The 17,863-nt window shown below is 65.5% G+C and carries 16 protein-coding genes; 3 read left to right on the top strand and 13 right to left on the bottom strand.

Annotated features, from left to right (window positions below; genetic code table 11):
* Nucleotides 1–74: 74 nt before the first annotated feature.
* Nucleotides 75–1,859, top strand: a complete 1,785-nt coding sequence (locus GUY23_RS06455; protein ID WP_166970738.1) for a zinc ribbon domain-containing protein — start codon at nucleotides 75–77, stop codon at nucleotides 1,857–1,859.
* Nucleotides 1,860–1,931: 72 nt separating this feature from the next.
* Here GUY23_RS06455 and GUY23_RS06450 read toward each other — a convergent pair whose 3' ends face one another.
* The 10 genes from GUY23_RS06450 to clpS form a co-directional block, all read right to left on the bottom strand.
* Nucleotides 1,932–3,350 (bottom strand): amidase, encoded by a 1,419-nt coding sequence (locus tag GUY23_RS06450; protein ID WP_228282768.1) that lies wholly within the window; start codon nucleotides 3,348–3,350, stop codon nucleotides 1,932–1,934.
* A 106-nt stretch (nucleotides 3,351–3,456) separates the two neighbouring features.
* Complete coding sequence (locus GUY23_RS06445) at nucleotides 3,457–5,367, bottom strand: dipeptide ABC transporter ATP-binding protein (RefSeq protein ID WP_208085501.1); 1,911 nt, start codon at nucleotides 5,365–5,367, stop codon at nucleotides 3,457–3,459.
* Nucleotides 5,318–6,262, bottom strand: coding sequence for an ABC transporter permease (locus GUY23_RS06440; RefSeq protein WP_166970734.1), 945 nt, complete (start codon nucleotides 6,260–6,262; stop codon nucleotides 5,318–5,320). Before GUY23_RS06440 ends, GUY23_RS06445 begins: the two co-directional genes overlap by 50 nt.
* On the bottom strand, nucleotides 6,259–7,206 hold the full coding sequence (locus tag GUY23_RS06435) for an ABC transporter permease (protein WP_166970732.1): 948 nt from the start codon (nucleotides 7,204–7,206) through the stop codon (nucleotides 6,259–6,261). Before GUY23_RS06435 ends, GUY23_RS06440 begins: the two co-directional genes overlap by 4 nt.
* Before the next feature lie 12 nt (nucleotides 7,207–7,218).
* Nucleotides 7,219–8,721 carry an ABC transporter substrate-binding protein gene (locus GUY23_RS06430; RefSeq protein WP_166970730.1) on the bottom strand — a complete coding sequence of 501 codons (1,503 nt, stop codon included), beginning with the start codon at nucleotides 8,719–8,721 and terminating at the stop codon, nucleotides 7,219–7,221.
* A 230-nt stretch (nucleotides 8,722–8,951) separates the two neighbouring features.
* Nucleotides 8,952–9,557 carry an RdgB/HAM1 family non-canonical purine NTP pyrophosphatase gene (gene rdgB, locus GUY23_RS06425; protein WP_166970728.1) on the bottom strand — a complete coding sequence of 202 codons (606 nt, stop codon included), beginning with the start codon at nucleotides 9,555–9,557 and terminating at the stop codon, nucleotides 8,952–8,954.
* Complete coding sequence (gene rph, locus GUY23_RS06420; protein WP_166970726.1) at nucleotides 9,554–10,276, bottom strand: ribonuclease PH; 723 nt, start codon at nucleotides 10,274–10,276, stop codon at nucleotides 9,554–9,556. The genes rdgB and rph overlap by 4 nt, the downstream gene beginning before the upstream one ends.
* An 80-nt stretch (nucleotides 10,277–10,356) precedes the next feature.
* Nucleotides 10,357–11,178: an MBL fold metallo-hydrolase gene (locus GUY23_RS06415; protein WP_166970725.1), complete on the bottom strand. Its 822-nt coding sequence runs from the start codon at nucleotides 11,176–11,178 to the stop codon at nucleotides 10,357–10,359.
* Nucleotides 11,175–11,750 (bottom strand): DUF2017 family protein, encoded by a 576-nt coding sequence (locus GUY23_RS06410; RefSeq protein ID WP_166970723.1) that lies wholly within the window; start codon nucleotides 11,748–11,750, stop codon nucleotides 11,175–11,177. Before GUY23_RS06410 ends, GUY23_RS06415 begins: the two co-directional genes overlap by 4 nt.
* A gap of 3 nt (nucleotides 11,751–11,753) precedes the next feature.
* Nucleotides 11,754–12,059 (bottom strand): ATP-dependent Clp protease adapter ClpS, encoded by a 306-nt coding sequence (gene clpS, locus GUY23_RS06405; protein WP_166970721.1) that lies wholly within the window; start codon nucleotides 12,057–12,059, stop codon nucleotides 11,754–11,756.
* Nucleotides 12,060–12,111: 52 nt separating this feature from the next.
* On the opposite strand from clpS, the gene GUY23_RS06400 reads away from it, so the two are divergent.
* Nucleotides 12,112–13,431 (top strand): nicotinate phosphoribosyltransferase, encoded by a 1,320-nt coding sequence (locus GUY23_RS06400; protein ID WP_166970719.1) that lies wholly within the window; start codon nucleotides 12,112–12,114, stop codon nucleotides 13,429–13,431.
* A gap of 13 nt (nucleotides 13,432–13,444) precedes the next feature.
* On the opposite strand, the gene GUY23_RS06395 is transcribed toward GUY23_RS06400, so the two are convergent.
* Nucleotides 13,445–15,238, bottom strand: a complete 1,794-nt coding sequence (locus tag GUY23_RS06395; RefSeq protein WP_166970717.1) for a DEAD/DEAH box helicase — start codon at nucleotides 15,236–15,238, stop codon at nucleotides 13,445–13,447.
* Entirely contained in the window at nucleotides 15,239–15,493 is a 255-nt protein-coding gene (locus tag GUY23_RS06390) for a DUF3039 domain-containing protein (protein WP_035320920.1), read from the bottom strand.
* Between the two features lie 31 nt (nucleotides 15,494–15,524).
* Between GUY23_RS06390 and GUY23_RS06385 the strand changes: the two genes are divergently transcribed.
* A complete protein-coding gene (locus GUY23_RS06385) occupies nucleotides 15,525–16,040 on the top strand; it encodes a flavin reductase family protein (RefSeq protein ID WP_166970715.1) in 516 nt (171 codons plus the stop codon).
* Between the two features lie 242 nt (nucleotides 16,041–16,282).
* Here GUY23_RS06385 and gdhA read toward each other — a convergent pair whose 3' ends face one another.
* Nucleotides 16,283–17,629 carry an NADP-specific glutamate dehydrogenase gene (gene gdhA / locus GUY23_RS06380; RefSeq protein ID WP_166970713.1) on the bottom strand — a complete coding sequence of 449 codons (1,347 nt, stop codon included), beginning with the start codon at nucleotides 17,627–17,629 and terminating at the stop codon, nucleotides 16,283–16,285.
* Nucleotides 17,630–17,863: the final 234 nt, after the last annotated feature.

Below are 17,863 nucleotides of genomic sequence, written 5' to 3'. Positions count from 1 at the left end.
ACAGCGCGATTCCCTGTTCTGGGAAGTACAATTGCGCCAGGACAGGCTTGTACACGCAAAGGATGAACCCCACGATGAGCAACGGGAACGATCACCCCAATTTCCCGCCACCACCCAGCGAGCCTCCGGAGAGCGGCGGCGCGAAGTCGCCTGCGGAGCACACCGACGGCGACCGGGGTTCGGCCGGCGCTGACGATGTGAGCCCCGCGACGTCCTCCCCTTCCGAGGAGTCGAACACCCCACCCGAGGCGGCTGAATCGTCGCAGTCGTCTGCCGACTCGTCGGCCCCCGATGGCCAGGCACCTCCGCTCGGCAGCCCCAATGATGATTCGCCGGCCCGGCCCACTGTGACGCCTGCCGCCTCGCAGCAGGACCAGTCCCCACAGTATTCGTCACCGGGGTCGCAGGCCGGTCCCGGCCAGCAGGGTCAGGGCCCACAGCAGGTCGGCCCACCCCAACAGCCGAATGAAGCTCCGGCCTACCCGCCGGCGGGCCCCTACCCCGGTGCCGGCCCACAGAACGGCCCGTACCAGAATAGCCAGTACCAGAACGCGCAGAATTCGAGTGCCCAATACCCGGGCGGTCAGACCGGCACGCCCTACCCGGGGGCACAGAACCAGGCCGCACCGCACCAGGCCGGGCAGAGTCAGCCGGGCCAGTACCAGACCGGTTCGGGCCCGAACCCGAACCAGACCGGCTCAGGGCCCGGACAGTCGCAGGCGATTCCGCAGCCGGCACCGGCTCCGGGCTTCGCCGGCTCCCAGACCGCTGCGACTCGGGCCGATTCCCGACCGCAGAAGAAGAAGAGCAAGCTTCCGCTCTTCATCACTCTCGGTGCGGTCGCTCTCGTCATCATTCTCGTGCTCGTCGGCTTCCTCGTCATCGGCAGCGTCAATAAGAACAACTACGGCCCCGACAAGGTGGCCGCGGACTACGTCGAGGCACTCAACAAGGGCGACTTCGCTGCCGCGGAGAAGATCGCGCCCTCACCACGCCCGGAGGGCACGAATCTCGATCTCCTGTCGAAGGAGTTCACCGACGCGTCCTCCGCGAAGATCGAGAAGGCCAAGGTGGAGTCGTCGAAGGTCGACGGGGACAAGGGCACTGTCACCGTCTCGTATGAGCTCGACGGCAGTCCCTACAATGTCGAACTCGCAGCGAAGAAGGATGGGAAGCAGGATCTGTTCTTCGACAAATGGACGATGACCGGACCCGACCTCAACGTCGTCTCGCTCGACGTCCCCGCCGCCGACGGTCTCACCGTCAACGGTGAGGACTACAAAGTGAAGTCGGGAACCACCTCGTTCGCCGTCTACCCCGGCAACTACGACTTCAAGATCCCGTCGAACAAGTGGATCTCGGAGGCTTCCGACACCGCCGGAGTGAACTTCCCGAAGGCCTTCGCCCCGGGCGGTCAGCCGAATGAGGGGCAGGTGTCTCCCACGACCCTCAACCTCGACCTCACCCCCACGGATAAGTTCCAGAAGGAAGTCCAGAAGCAGGTCGAGGCCGAGCTCAAGAAGTGCTTCGACAATAAGAGCATCAAGCCCAAGTGCAAGTTCATCAAGTTCGACCCCACCGAGATCCCTGTCGGCGGTTCGGACAAGAAGCTCGACGATCTGGCGAAGAAGGACACCGCGAAGTGGACCATGAAGGACATGCCCAAGGTGAAGGCCTCGTTCGGTGCCGGTGACACGACCACCGGTTCGTTCTTCACCGAGGAGCCCGGCAAGTTCGACTTCACCGTCGACGGCAAGGCGGCCGGTTCCTCCTACTTCTCCAACGGCAACACTCTTTCGGTCTCCGGCAGCGTGAAGATCGACGGTGACAAACTCAAGGTCGAATTCTTCGACTTCTGAGTCTCTCCGCCGCACCGCGACACCCGCTCTGCGGTACCCGCACCGCGACCCTCAACGGGCGGTGGTGAGCGTTCAGCTCATCGCCGCCCGTTCTGGCGTCTCAAGGCCGACGGCATCGTCGAACCAGGCGCCGGCGGCCATGACGAAGTCGTCGGCGAAGCGTCGACCGGTGAACTGAGCCCCGATGGTCCGGCCATCGGGCATGAACCCGGCCAGCACCGTCGCAGCGGGCTGTTCGGACATGTTGTAGGGCATGGTGAATCCGATGTGTCCCATCGGCTCGTGCACCTTCGGATAGGGCATCGGCTGCTCTGCCGGGAATGCGGCGTCCGGTGAGGTGGGCGAGATGACCAGGTCGAAGTCGGCGGTGGCCGCGATGGTGCGCCGCCGGATCTCCTGCACACTGTGATAGCAGTTCATCAGCTCGACGCCGGTGGTGTCCGCCCCGTCCTGGGCCCACTGCTGGATGTACGGCAGGATGAGGGCCTGTTCCTCGACCGGCAGCGCCTTGAGGTCGGCCCACGACCGCACTCGCCAGAACAGGTCCATATCGTGAAGCAGATCATCGTCGATGAACGGCTCGATCGTGACGATCTCCGCGCCGGCCACCGCGAATCTCTCGGCCGCCTCGGTGATGGTGGATCGCACCTGAGCATCGACGGCCACTCCGCATCCGGCATCGAGGTGCAGACCGATCCGCAGCCCGCGCGGATCGAACTCAGCGTCTCCCCTGCTTCCGGGTCCGGGTGGAAGGTCGTCGGAGGCGATACGCGGCAGCCGCGAATAGTCCCGGTCATCGGGGGCGGAGACGATGTCCATGGCAGCCCGGACATCCGACATCCGGCGTGCGAGCGGACCGGCGCACCGCCCGAGGTAGGGCGCATCGAGAGGGATCCGACCGAAACTGGGCTTGAGCCCGGCCAGGCCCAGCCATGTGCACGGCAGCCGGATCGATCCGCCGATATCGGAGCCGATGTGGATGGGACCATACCCGGCCGCAGCCGCCGCACCCGCGCCGGCGCTCGATCCACCGGTTGTCAGTCTCGGGTCGAGCGGTGAGCGGGTGATTCCGTGCAAGGAGGAGACTCCCGAGGACAGCATTCCCCAGTCGGGCATCGTCGTCGATCCGAGGATGACGGCGCCGGCTTCTTCGAGCCTCTGTGTGATCGGTGCGTCGTGGTCGGAGATCGGCATCTCAACCCACGCGTGGCCGCCGGGCAGGGGCACGCCTCGGCGGGCGATGTTCTCCTTGATCGTCACCGGCACACCGTCGAGGTCGCTCAACGGCCTGCCCTCACGCCAGCGAGCGGCGCTGGCCACGGCGGCGGCCCGGGAACGGTCATCGTCGCGGTGGAAGAGGGCGTTGATGACCGGTTCGCATTCGTCCATCCTCTCCACGACCGCGGCGTGCACCTCGATCGGGTCGAAGTCTCCGGATGCGTATCCGGCCGCCATAGCGGCCGCACTCTGATCGGCAAGCGTGGTGGTCACGTTCCGCCCTTCCTCTCGATGGTTCTGGTGTCGTGTACGCGATTCTTGCGTTTCCGGTGTTGTGCGACCGGTGCTCGTGTGCCTTGTGCCCGGTACCGAAGCCGGTTCATCCGGTGGCGGCGAGCGCCTCGGTGAGGCTCGGTGTGGCGGCGATGAGTCGCCGCGTGTAGTCCTCCTGCGGGTCCGAGTAGATGTCGTCGGTGGCCCCGGTTTCGACGATCCGCCCGTCCTTCATCACGATGATCTGCGAGCACAGGTGTCTGACGACACCGAGGTCGTGGGAGACGAACAGCAGCGTGAGCGCATAGTCCTCGACCAAGTCGGTGAGCAGGTTGAGCACCTGGGCTCGCACCGAGACGTCGAGCGCGGAGACAGGTTCGTCGGCGACGAGGATCTGCGGCCGGGTGACCAGGGCACGGGCGATCGAGATGCGCTGACGCTGCCCGCCCGAGAACTGGTGCGGATAGCGCCGCAGGGACTGCCCGTCGAGGTCGACGGCCGCGATCATCTCCTCGACCCTGGCCCTTCTCTCGTCCTTGTCGACCCCGGCCGCGACGAGCGGTTCGGCGACGATGTCGGCGACTCGCATGCGCGGATCGAGCGATGCGAACGGGTCCTGGAACACGATCTGGAGGTTCTCCCGCAGCGAGCGCAGAGCGGCGGAGCTCGCCGCTTCGACCCGGATGTCGCCGACCCTGACATGCCCGGTCGTGGGCCGGTCGAGACCCGAGAGGATGTTCAGCAGTGTCGACTTCCCGGACCCGGATTCGCCGACGATGCCCAGTCTCTCCCCCGCGGCGACGCTGAAGTCGATGCCGCCCAGAGCCGTGACGTCCGCCCGGCGACGACCGAAGAGGCCCCGACCCGTGAAGATGCGAGTGACATCGGAGACCTCGATCAGCGGTTCCGATTCCGCCGCCGAGGCGGCCCCGCCCCTGTCATCGGCCGCACCGTTTCCGTCACCGGAGAGATTCCCGCCAGCGGCTTGATCCCCATCGGCCGCGCGGTCGGCAGCGACGACTGCCCCAGCGCCCTCGCTGTTCGCCCTGCGGCCCGTATCCTTTACGTGGCCCGTATCCCTCACCCGGTCTGTAATCGTCGTCTCCGCCGCCGAAACACCGGTCGGCACGCGCGGTCCCTGATAGTCGAGCGCGGTCTTCAAGGTGAACAGGCGACCGCGATCGTCGGTGGACTCGAGATCGGACGAAGCCAGCAGCCCGCGGGTGTATTCGTGCTGAGGTGCGGTGAAGATCTCGGTGACGGTGCCGGTCTCGACGATCCGCCCCCGGTACATGACGATCACCCGGTCGCAGACACCGGCGACGACAGCGAGGTCGTGGGTGATGAACAGCAGCCCGGCCTCCACGGCGGCGACACGTTCGGCGATGAGTTCGAGCATGCGCCTCTGCACGGTGACATCGAGGGCGGTCGTCGGTTCGTCGCAGATGAGCAGCCTCGGCGAGTTCGCGAGGGCGATGGCGAGCATAACCCGCTGCCGCTGCCCACCCGACATCTGATGCGGATAGGCGAAGCGCGCACTGTCGGGGTCGGGCAGATGGACATCGGCGAGGAGTTCGCGCACCCGTCCCGGGATCTGCGCGCGGGGGACCCTGCCGTGGAGGCGCAGCACCTCGCCGATCTGGTCGCCGATGCGCATGAGCGGATTGAGCGCACTCATCGGCTCTTGGAACACCATGGAGACGATGTCCGAGCGCAGCCCGGCCAGGGTCTTCTCGTTCGCTTCGAGGAGATTGCCGGCGTGCCCCTGCAGGCGCACGCTTCCCTGCGCGTGAAGCTCTTCTGGCAGCAGCCCCATCACGGACTGTGCGGTCAGCGATTTGCCGGACCCGGACTCCCCGATCAGGCCGACCCGCTCCCCCTCCGCCAGGCTCAGGCTCACCTGGTGCAGCACGGGAGTTTCGGCGCCGGCAGGAGTGATGGTGAGGTCGCGGACCTCGAGCAGGTTCTCAGGCACTCCGGGCCTCCATCTTCGGGTCGAAACGGTCGCGCAGGCCATCGCCCAAGAGGTTGAAGCCGAGGACGGCGAGCGCGATGAACAGTCCCGGCCACAGCGCCAGCTCCGGATGGGTGGACAGGAACTGCTGGGACTCCTGGAGCATCCGCCCCCAGGAGGGCACCGGCGCCTGGGTTCCGAGTCCGAGGAAGGACAGCCCCGCCTCGGCGAGGACGGAGATCGCGAACGCCACCGAGGCTTGGACGATGACCATTCCGGCGATGTTCGGCAGCACATGGACGACCGCGATCGCCGGGATCCGACGATTCGACGCCCGCGCGGAGCGGACGTATTCGGAGCCGAGCACCTGCAGCGTCCCGGACCTGGCCACTCGCGCGAACCCGGGGATCGCCGCGATGCCGACGGCGATCATGGCCGGGCCTGTGCCCGGGGAGTACACAGCGGCGAAGATGATCGCCAGGAGCAGGGCCGGGAAGGCCAGCAGGATGTCGTTGGCGCGCATGATCACCGCGTCGATCCACATCCCCCACGGCTGCTTCGCGAAGATCGCGGACACGATCCCGATCGGGGTGCCGATGAGCAGCGCGATGCCCACGGACACGACGCCGACCATGAGCGTGATCCTCGCTCCGTACATCACCCAGGTCAGGGTGTCCCGGCCGAATCTGTCGGTGCCGAACGGGTGGGCGGGGCTGCCCGAACGGAGCCTGGCGACCGGGTCGATCTCGCTGGGCCCGTACGGGGTCCAGATGAAGGAGACCAGGGCGAGGCCGAGGATGAGGATGACGAGGCAGGTACCGATGATCATCGAGGAGTTCGGCCGCAGGCGTGAGCGACGGCGTCCCGTCGCAGGTTCCGACGCCGAGGCGGTCGCTGCGCTCACGTCGAGGGCGACGTCATCGCGGGGGCTGTTCGCACCGGTGGGGATCTCACTCATGCGGCGTTCCTGATTCGGGGGTCGACGACGGGCACGAGGATGTCGACGATGAGGTTGATGATGAGCACGAGCAGCACGAGGACTATGACGATGCCCTGAACGGCGATGAGGTCGCGGTTGGCCACCGCGCGGACGAGTTCGGAGCCGATGCCCGGCAGGACGAAGATCTGTTCGATGATCACCGCACCGACGAGCAGGGTCGCCAGCTGCACACCGGCGACAGTGATGACGGGGATCGCGGCGTTGCGCAGACCGTGGACGAACAGGGCTTTCGTCCTGGTCAGGCCCTTCGCTCGGGCGGTGCGGATGAAGTCCTCGCGCATGACGTCGAGCACGGCCGAGCGCACATAGCGGGTGAGGATGGCCGCCTGCACCAGCGCCAGTGAGACCACGGGCAGGACGAGCCGGAGCAGGAAGCCGCCGACACCCTCGATCGGAGCCATCCAGCCCTGGGATGGGAACCATCCGAGGGTGAGTGAGAAGACGATGACGAAGATGATGGCGGCGAGGAAGTTCGGGATCGCGATGCCCACCTGGCTCGCCGCGGAGATCGTCACTCCGATCCAACTGCGCTGTTCGAGTGCGGCGAAGGTGCCCAGCGGCACGGCGATGAGGATCGACAGCGCAATCGCGGCGATGACGAGGATCGCGGTGACCTGGACGCTGTCGACGATGACCGGGGTGATCGCCGCACCTGTGACATAGGAGGTGCCGAAGTCGCCGCCGAGCATGCCGACGACCCAGTCGACGTAGCGGACGACAGGGGGCCGGTCGAGACCGTACTGGGCCTCGAGCGCCGCCACCGCCTCAGGGGTGGCGTTGGTGCCGAGAGCCACCTGCGCCGCATTGCCGGGCAGCAGGCTCATCAGGGCGAACACCACCACCGAAGCGACGATGAGGGAGAGCGCGAACTGGATCGCTCGGTTGGCTGCGTAGGTGAGCATCGAACGGATCGATCACTTCCAGCTGAGGTCCGCGATCTTGAACGCGTCGGAGACCCGGTTGGCGGGGACGCCCTCGATGTCGGCCCTGGCGATGACGAGATTCGGGAACAGGAACAGGAAGTCCGAGGCGGCGTCGTCGGTGATCGTCTTCGCGATCTCCTTCATCCCGGAGATGTACTCTTCCTCCGTTCCGGTGTCCGCCTTCTCAGCGATCTTCGTGATCTTCGCATCGTCGTAGCCGATGTAGTAGTCCTTGGAGAACACGGTGAGGATGTCCCGCGGTTCGGCGTGGTTGATCACCGACATGTCGAAGTCGTGCTCGGTGAACGTCTTGTCCAGCCAGACAGCGGGGAACTCCTGGGTCGTCACCTTCGCCTTGAGTCCGACCTCTTCGAGCTGGGCGGACACTATCTCGGAGATCGCCTTCGCATACGGCAGGTTGGGCACGGTGAAGGAGAACTCCTCCCCCTTGATCCCGGCCTCGTCGACGAACTCCTTCGCCTTCTTCGGGTCGTACTTCCAGACCCCGGTGAGATCTTCGTAGTACGGATCGGTCGGCGGGACCATGGAGCCGATGAGTTCGCCGTAGCCTGCCCAGGCGGTGTCGAGCACGGCCTTGCGATCGATGGCGTACATGACGGCTTCGCGGGCCTTCTTGTCCTTGAAGATCCCCTTCGCATTGTTCATCGACAGCACGACTTCGCCGTTGGTGGTCCCGGAGACGATTTGGTAGTCGTCGCTCTGGAACTCTCCCGCCAGTTCGGGGGCCTGGAGGTTGGAGACGAGGTCGATCTCTCCGGACTTCAGTGCATTCGAGGCCGACACCGCGTCCTTGAAGTATTTGAACTGCACGGAGTTGAGAGCGGGTTTGTCACCCCAGTAGTCGTCCCTGGCGGTGAAGTCGATCGACTGGCCGCGGGTGAACTTCTCGATCTCGAAGGGGCCGGTGCCGATGGCCTTGTTGGCCAGGTCCTTCGTGCCCTCGGTGTCGAAGACGGCGCCGACGAGGCTGGTGAGGTTGAACAGCCACGTGTTCGACGGCTTCTTCAGCTCGATCTTCACGGTGTCGTCGTCAGGGGTCTCGATGGACTTGACGATGTCCATCTTCGACTTCAGCGCGTTCTTCCAGTCCTTCTGCACCCGTTCATAGGAGTACTTCACGTCCTTACTGGTGAGGTCGGCGCCGTTGGAGAACTTCACGCCTTCCTGCAGTTCGAAGGTGTAGGTCGTGCGATCGTCGGAGAGCGACCAGTCCTTGGCCAGCGCCGGCTGGATCTCGCCCTCACCGTCGAGGCGGACGAGAGATTCGTAGACGTTCTCCATGAGCGCTTCGGGGATGGCGACCCCCGAGGTGGAGGTGAAGTCGAGGTTGGCCGGTTCGGCGGTGAAGGCGATGGTCATCGAGTCCTTCTTCGCGTCCTCGCCCGAGTCCGATGCCCCGGCCGAACAGGCCGTGAGCAACAGGCTCACAGCGGCTGCGCCCGCCACCCACGTCATGATGCGCGGAGTCTTCATTGTTCTCCTCGAATTCGCCGACCGCGAAGCGGGTCGTTCGCCAAACACCCAAGCATCGTCAGTCTATCCGAATTTCTCACCAGGTGAGGCGACGAAGTTCGCATGCTGGGCCCGGTCGCGGGCGAATGAGTCCCGATGCCGACGGCGGGCAGGGTCGGACTGGTGCTTTGGGCCCGCACCTGGCTCTCAGCGGGCCTGAGCCCGACTACCCGTGGGCCTGCGCCCGTCCCTCAGAGGTCGGGTTCGGCGGCGAGGAGCTCTGCGAGGGCGTCGAAGGCGATCCGGCGGTGGGAGCGGGAGTTCTTCTCTTCGGCGCTCATCTGCGCGGCACTGATCGTCGACCCCTCGGGAACGAAGATCGGGTCATAGCCGAAGCCGTTCTCGCCTCGGGGTTCGGTGGCCAGGGAACCTGGCATGACGCCCTCGGTGGTGAATTCGCGGCCGTCTGCGGTCACAGCGGCTGCGGCGCACCGGAATTGGGCTCCTCGGTGCGCCTCGGCGATGTCGCTCAGCTGCGCGAGCAGGAGGTCAAGGTTGGCACGGTCGTCGCCGTGTGTGCCCGACCACCGGGCGGAGAAGATGCCCGGCGCCCCGCCGAGGACGTCGACGCTGATGCCCGAGTCATCGGCGATGGCGGTCTTCCCTGTCGCCGAGGCAGCGGCGCGGGCCTTGATCAGCGCGTTCTCGACGAAGGTCACTCCGGTCTCGGGGACATCGTCGAGTTCCGCCTCGGCGGCGGTGAGCACTGTGGTGTCGGCACCGAGGACGGGGCGGAGGATGGTCAGCAGCTCCCGCTTCTTGCCCTCATTGTGAGTGGCGAGGACGAGGGTCGTCACTGTCCGAGCACCTCGTTCTGGATGCGGGTGAGGTCGGTGCACCCCTTGGCAGCGAGGTCGAGAAGCTGGCCGAGTTCGTCGCGGTCGAACGGAGCACCCTCGGCAGTTCCCTGGACTTCGACGAACTTCCCCGATCCGGTCATGACGACGTTCATGTCCGTCTCGGCACGCGAGTCCTCGACATAGGGCAGATCGAGCAGCGGCTGCCCGTCGATGATGCCGACGCTGATGGCGGCGATGGAGTCGATGATCGGGTTGTGGGCGGCGGGGACGAGCCCGGTGGACCGCCCCTTGTCGATGGCCCTGGCCAACGCCACATAGGCACCGGTGATCGAGGCGGTACGGGTTCCTCCGTCGGCTTGGAGGACGTCGCAGTCGAGGACGAGTGTGTTCTCTCCCAGCTTCTCCATGTCGATGACAGCGCGCAGGCTGCGGCCGATGAGGCGAGAGATCTCATGGGTGCGGCCGCCCTGTTTGCCCTTGACGGACTCGCGGGTGCTGCGGGAATCGGTGGCCCGCGGCAGCATGGCGTATTCGGCGGTGACCCAGCCGCGGCCCTGGCCCTTGAGCCAGCGGGGCACGCCTTCGGTCAGCGAGGCCGCGCAGAGGACGCGGGTGTTGCCGAACTCGATGAGAGCCGACCCCTCTGCGGTGTTGATCCAGTCGGGGGTGATCCTGACTTCACGGAGTTCGTCTGCCTGACGGCCGTCTGCGCGCACTGTCTGCCTCTTTCGTTTCGTCGTTGCGGATTCTTCTGCTGCGGCTTACGCCGCCTCGCCCGAGCTCACATGTCCCGGACTCACACCGTCCAGGTGGCTCCCGGTTTCGCGAGTTCGATGGGACCGCGGAATTCGCCGGCTGCCTCACCGCGGACGATGGAGCAGTCGGTCCAGGTCGGGATGTGGGTGAGCACGAGAGAGGCCACCTCGGCGTTCTGGGCCACTCGCCCGGCCCGCTTTCCGGTGAGGTGGATGCCTCGGGCGGTGTCGCGGTCCTCTTGGAATGCCGCTTCGCAGAGGAAGAGGTCGGCATCCTTCGCGGCGGCGACGAGGTTGTCGCATTCGTCGCTGTCCCCGGAGTAGGTGATGACGCTGCCTTTGGCATCGGTGATGCGCAGCGCGTAGGCCTCGACGGGATGATCGACGAGGAAGGACTCGATCGTCAGCGTACCGATCTGGTGTCGGCTGCCGTGATCGAGATCGGAGAATTCGAAGGCGTGGTCGAAGTCCGAATCGTCTCCCCCGTTGGCGACCGGTGAGCGACCGGGATCGGTGTAGTAGGCGCGCGTCAGCCGCTCCTTCGCACTGGGAGGGGCGAGGACCGGGGTGCGGGTGCGGATCGTGCCCGTGTCGGAGATGTCGCCGTTGAAGTACTTCGGATCGAAGCAGTGCTTGACGTAGAGCCCGGTCATGTCCATGCAGTGATCCGGGTGCAGGTGGCTGAGCACGATTCCCGACAGGCGGTCGGTGTCGATCGTCTGCTGGAGCGGGCTGAGCGCACCCGAGCCGAGATCGAGGATGATGCGGGTGGGCGTCTCCTCGTCGGATTCGATGAGATAGCAGCTGGCGAGGGCGCCTCGCCCGGGGAAGGAGCCGGCAGTGCCGATGGCAGTGAGTTTCATGTCTCGTCATCCCCTTGCGCCTGGTCCAGCAAGGTCGTCGTCAGTCGGTCCTGAATCCAGGTCAGGAAATCGTACAGGGTCAGGGTGAGGTCCTCCGATTCGGAGAGGTCCTCGCGGTGAGCGTACTTCTCCTCCTGCGCTTCCTCGGTATCGATGCCCAGGCGCACGGCGAACACGAGCCGCAGGTCGTTGAGTCCCTTCATCCAGGCCAAGACCTCGTCGCGGTTCAGGGTGATGTCGTTGCCCTTGCTCAGTCCCAACAGCACGATGCGCACATTGTGCGCCTTGGCCTGTTTGAGGTCGTATTCGGTCAGTCGCCGGAACTCGGCGGAGCGTTCCGCGTCCTCGGGGTCGACGTCGGGCAGCAGACGCAGCAGCGCCGGATCCTCGGGGCGAGGACGGTCGACGAGTCCCAGACGGGCTTCCCAGTTCTCCGAATCCGGTCGATCGGCATCGTCATCGGTCTCCGACAGGAGTGCTGCGAGGTCGGTGAAGACCGTGAGCATGAGAGAACGTTCGTTGTCCTCGAGTCTGAGGACGATGTCGTCCCCACGAGCGTCGATAGCGGCCATAGATCAGTCGGATCCTGAATCGGGTTGGCAAGCGGCCCACAAGCCGTATTCGTGCATCGCCTGGGTGTCGCGCTCCATGGCTTCGCGGCCACCCGTGGCGACGACGGAGCGGCCGTTCTCGTGGACTTCGAGCATCAGGGAGTCGGCCTTGTCCTCGGAGTAGCCGAAGTAGCTCTGGAACACGAAGCTGACATAGCTCATGAGGTTGACCGGGTCGTTGAAGACCACCGTCCGCCAGGGCTTGGCCAGGTCTTCGGCCGGTCGGACGTCGACGTCCGGCTCCAGCACTGGTGTCGTTGGATTGCTCACGTTTCCAGCTTACGGCAGAAGACTGACGCTGTCGTGACGTAAGATCGCGCCTATGAGTGATCTCACACGCGCCGATTCGACGGCATTCTTCACGGATCAGTACGAATTGACGATGGTGCAGGCCGCCTTGGAATCGGGCGCTGCACACCGCAAGAGCCTCTTCGAAGTCTTCGGCCGCACGCTTCCTGCCGGTCGTCGCTACGGTGTCGTCGCCGGCACCGGCCGGATCCTCGAGATGATCCGGGACTTCCGCTTCGACGACGCCGAGCTGTCGTATCTCAGCCGTGAGCAGATCGTCGACGATCGCACCATCGACTGGCTCTCGAACTACCGGTTCTCCGGGACTATCCGCGGCTATGCCGAAGGCGAGATCTACTTCCCCGGCTCACCGCTGCTGACCATCGAATCGACGTTCGCCGAGGGTGTCATCCTCGAGACGCTCATCCTCTCAGCGATGAACTACGACTGTGCGGTCGCCTCGGCGGCTTCCCGGATGGCGCAGGCAGCCGGTGATCGTCCGTGCGCGGAGATGGGCGGACGACGCACGAACGAGCATGCCGCAGTGGCGGCGGCTCGGGCGGCCGTCATCGGCGGTTTCGCGTCGACGTCGAATCTGGCCGCTGGCCTCAGGTACGGACTGCGTACGATCGGGACCTCGGCGCATTCCTTCACCCTCCTCCACGACTCCGAACGTGAGGCCTTCGCTGCTCAGCTGAAGTCGCTGGGTCAGGACACGACGCTCCTGCTCGACACCTACGACGTCGAGGAGGCGCTGGCGACTGCGGTCGAGCTCGCCGGGACGGATCTCGGCGGGGTGCGGATCGATTCCGGGGATCTCATCGAACAGGCCAGGGAGGTCCGGGACGGTCTCGACCGCCTCGGCGCCCATGACACGACGATCACGGTCACGAGCGACCTCGACGAGTACGCGATCGCAGCGCTGGCGGCCTCCCCCGTCGATTCCTACGGAGTCGGCACCCGTGTCGTCACCGGTTCCGGAGCACCGGCGGCCGGCTTGGTGTACAAGCTCGTGGCGCGCGCCGACGAAGCCGGGGAATGGACGTCCGTGGCGAAGCATTCGTCCGGCAAACCCTCACGGGGCGGTCACAAGGAAGCCCTGAGACTCATCGACGGTGCGATCGCCGTCGAGGAGGCCGTCGGCATTCCGTCCCTGCCGGGAGACGTCGGTGAGGGGCGTCGTCTCAGCGTCGATCTCGTCATCGACGGTGAGATCGACGAAGCGTTCATCGGGGCGGCCGGTGTGAAGAAGGCCTGTGCACGACACGACGAGTCACTGGCCGAACTGCCGCGCTCGGCACGCCGTCTGCAGGACGGCGAGCCGGCCATTCCGACGATCTTCTACACGGCCTGAGCCTCTCCCGGCATCACTTCTTGCCGACGAACCAACCCTGCAGCTTTGCGATCCGGGCCTGGATCTGTTCGCGCGTGGCCTGGGCCACGGCCGGTCCGCCGCAGGCCTTGCGCAGTTCGACGTGCACGTTCTGATGCGGCGTGCCGGTGCGGCGTGACCAGGCGCCGACGAGGCTCTGCAGCTGGTTGCGCTCTTCCTTCATCGCCCGGTGTTCGAGTTCGCTGGTGGCCGTCTCCGGTTCCGGGGGTCCTGCCGCGGTCTTCCGTTTGGCCTGCCTGGCCTGTTGGGTGCGCAGCAGTTCGTGAACCTGATCGGGTTCGAGCAGCCCGGGGATCCCGATGAAGTCGAGTTCGTCTTCCGAACCGATGGCACCGCCGGTGCCGAATTCGCCGCCGTCGTAGAGCACCCGGTCGAACAGGGCTTCGGCTCCGAGTGCTTCGAAGGAGCCGAGCTGGTCGGACGAGGCTCCTTCGTTGCGGTTCGCCTGTTCCATGGCCTGCTCGTCGAAGACGACGACATCGTTCTCGTCCTCGTTCCTCGGGCGATCGAGGGCGTGGTCGCGTTCGACTTCCATCGTGTTGGCCAAGGCAAGCAGAACCGGCACGGAGGGCAGGAACACCGAGGCGGTCTCTCCGCGCTTGCGAGCACGCACGAAGCGTCCGATCGCCTGCGCGAAGAACAGCGGGGTCGATGACGAGGTCGCGTAGACGCCGACACACAGACGTGGGACGTCGACGCCTTCGGAGACCATGCGCACGGCCACCATCCAACGGTCGGTGGAGTTCTGGAACTGCTCGATCCGCTCCGAGGCGCCGGCCTCGTCGGAGAGCACGACCGTCGGCTTCTCGCCGGTGATGTCGTGGAGGCGTTTGGCGTAGGCGCGGGCCGCCTCCTGGTCGGTGGCGATGACGAGGCCGCCGGCGTCGGGGACGGTGCGGCGGACCTCGGTCAGTCGGAGGTCAGCGGCCTTGAGCACGGCGGGGATCCAGTCGCCCTTCGGGTCGAGCGCTGTGCGCCACGCCTGGGCGTTGATGTCCTTCGTCGTCTCCTCGCCGAGCACGTGTGACATCTCGTCGCCGGCCTTGGTCCGCCAGGACATGGCTCCGGCGTAGGCGAGGAAGAGGACGGGGCGGACGACGGAGTCCTTGAGCGCGCGGCCGTACCCGTAGGAGTAGTCCGCCACCGAGGTGCGGATGCCGTTCTCGTCGGGAGCATAGGTGACGAACGGGATCGGCGACGTGTCCGACCGGAACGGGGTTCCGGTCAGGGACAGTCGGCGCACGGCCGGACCGAAGGCCTCCCGGACCGCGTCACCCCATGACAGCGCGTCACCGCCGTGGTGGACCTCGTCGAGGATGACGAGGGTGCGGCCGGCGGCGGTCCGGTTGTGGTGGAGGACCGGCTTCGCCGCCACCTGGGCGTAGGTCAGGGCCACTCCGTGGAATCCGGGCGCATGTCTGCCCTGCGAGTTCTTGAAGTGGGGGTCGAGTTTGATGCCCACACGCGCCGCCGAATCTGCCCACTGCACCTTGAGGTGTTCGGTGGGGGCGACGACGGTGACGCGGTTGACGACCCGCTGGGCCAGGAGTTCGGCCGCCAGACGCAGAGCGAATGTGGTCTTACCGGCCCCGGGGGTCGCGACGGCCAGGAAGTCCTTGGGCTGCTTCTGGAAGTAGAGTTCGAGGGCCTCCGCCTGCCAGGCACGCAACTTTCCGGCCGTTCCCCAAGCGGCGCGTTCGGGAAAAGCCGGTGGAAGTTGTTCTGCAGCGGAGGTCCCTGGTGCTGATGGGAGACGTTCCGCGGACATCTACTCCTGGGGTCCTTCGGACATCGTCTCGTAGATCTCTTTGCACTTGGGGCAGATCGGGAACCGCTCTGGGTCGCGGGTGGGGACCCACACCTTTCCGCACAAGGCGATCAACGGAGTCCCGGTCACCATGGACTCCATGATCTTGTCCTTGGGAGCGTAGTGGCTGAAGCGCTCGTGGTCTCCGGGCTCGACAAGCTGCTCGGACTGCTCGCGCTCGATCGTTGCTGAACCGCCTGAAGCTGGAATGGTCATGGCTCCATTGTAGTTCCCTAGAATGTGAGTCATGGACCAGGCCCACGACGAATCCCTCACAGAACGCTACCGGGAACTCAGCGATGACATCGCCGCGGCCGTCGCAGTCGTCTCGGCGACCCGTGGCAGCGCACTGCACGCGATCACCGTCGATTCCTTCCTCGATGTCTCCTATGATCCGCCGACCATGGCCGTGAGTGTCTATTCCGGTTCGCGGATGATGGAGACGCTGGAGGCGAGCTCGCACTTCGCGATCTCTCTGCTGAATTCGGAGCAGCGGGACCTCTCCGAACGTCTCGGAGCCTCGGGGCAGCCGTTGTACGGCTCGCTCAAGGGCATCGACACCTTCCCTGCTCCGCAGGCCGGTCAGCCCGTGCTCACCGAGGCGATCGCCTGGTTCGAGCTCGAACTCACCGAGGTGCTCGAGGTGGCCACGCACAACATCGTCGTCGGTGAGGTGGTGGCTCTGGGTGCGGGGAAGAACGCGGGCACGAGTCGCCCCCTGCTGCGGTGGCGCAAGGGCTACGGAACCATCGGACCTCGCTGAGAGCAGCGCACGTCTGGCTGGGCGTGGCAAGCGTCCCGAGCGGATGCGGGCGGAGTACCCAGAGCCGCGGTAGACACTCCAGGCTGAAACCACCGGCCCGGCACGAGACATGCGAAGAACTCCGCCCCGGGCTGATCCGCTTCAAACAGAAGCTGTCCAGGCCGGGGTGCGGGGCTCGTCACTGATCGTGTTGATCAGATGTGTCCATGGTGTCGACACAGCGGATCCGCTCGGTCAGCTGCTCACACGACTCCCTGGGCGAGCATCGCCTCGGAGACGCGGATGAATCCGGCGATGTTGGCGCCGGCGACATAGTCACCGGGTGAGCCGAACTCGTCGGCGGCGGCTGCACAGCTGTCGTGCACGTCCCCCATGATCTCGGCCAGACGTGCCTCGGTGAAGTCGAAGTCCCACGAGTCGCGGCTGGCGTTCTGCTGCATCTCCAGTGCGCTGGTGGCGACGCCGCCGGCATTCGCCGCCTTGCCCGGGGCGAAGAGGACGCCCGCCTCGGAGAAGATTCTCGCGGCTTCCGGCGTGCACGGCATGTTCGCACCTTCGGCAAGGGCGATGACTCCGTTCTTCACCAGCGTTGCGGCCGAGTCACCGTCGAGCTCGTTCTGCGTCGCACATGGGAGTGCGACATCGACCTCGACGTCCCAGACGTTGCCGCCTTCGTGGTAGGTGGCGCGCCCACCGCGCTGCTCGACGTACTCGGAGATGCGGCCGCGCTCTTCGAACTTGATGCGCTTGACGAGCTCGGTGTCGATGCCGTCCGGATCATGGATGAATCCCGAGGAGTCGGACATGGTGATGACAGTGCCGCCGAATGCGTTGACCTTCTCGGCGGCGAAGACCGCGACGTTGCCCGATCCGGAGACGGAGACGGTGCGCCCGTCGATGTTCTTCTTCGCGGCGGCGAGCATGTCCTTGAGGAAGTAGACGACACCGAATCCCGTCGCCTCCGTGCGCACCATGGAGCCGCCGTAGGACAGGCCCTTGCCGGTGAGCACACCGGCCTCGTACGAGTTCGTGATCCGCTTGTACTGTCCGAAGAGGTAGCCGATCTCGCGACCGCCGACGCCGATGTCGCCTGCCGGCACGTCACGGTATTCGCCGATGTGGCGGTAGAGCTCGGTCATGAATGACTGGCAGAAACGCATGACCTCACGGTCGCTGCGGCCCTTCGGGTCGAAGTCCGATCCGCCCTTGCCGCCGCCGATGGGCAGTCCGGTGATGGCGTTCTTGAAGATCTGTTCGAAGCCGAGGAACTTGACGATGCCGAGGTTGACGGTCGGGTGGAAGCGCAGTCCGCCCTTATAGGGGCCGAGAGCCGAGTTGAACTGGACCCGGAAGGCACGGTTGATCTGAACGACACCGGAGTCATCGAGCCAGGGGACACGGAAGATGATCTGGCGTTCGGGCTCGCACAGACGCTCGAGCGCCGAGAGTTCGAGGTATTCGGGATGCTTGTCCACGACAGGACCAAGGGAATGGAGAACTTCCTGTACCGCTTGGTGAAACTCCGACTCTCCGGGATTGCGCTGGAGAACTGTGTCGAAGATTGGCTGCAGTGATGGATGTAGACTCATGCGCACAAACATATCGGGGCCCGTATAACACGGTTCCTTACGACCAGATGATGGACATCGCTGTCTGCTCACTTCAAGTGGGATATATACGCGAATTGCCTGTCATCGGCGGTAGAAGGCGGAATGGAGAAATGGAACGCATGGATATCGAGGAGATCTGGCCGCCCTATGCACTTCGTCTGTCTTCGGGAGATATGGAGCTTTCACCGGTTCGGTAAGCCGACATTCCCGAAC

The organism is Brevibacterium atlanticum, from assembly GCF_011617245.1.
Classification (GTDB): Bacteria; Actinomycetota; Actinomycetes; order Actinomycetales; family Brevibacteriaceae; genus Brevibacterium; species Brevibacterium atlanticum.
The sequence above is the reverse complement of the archived record's forward strand: the minus strand, read 5'-3'. Positions and strand labels throughout refer to the sequence as shown.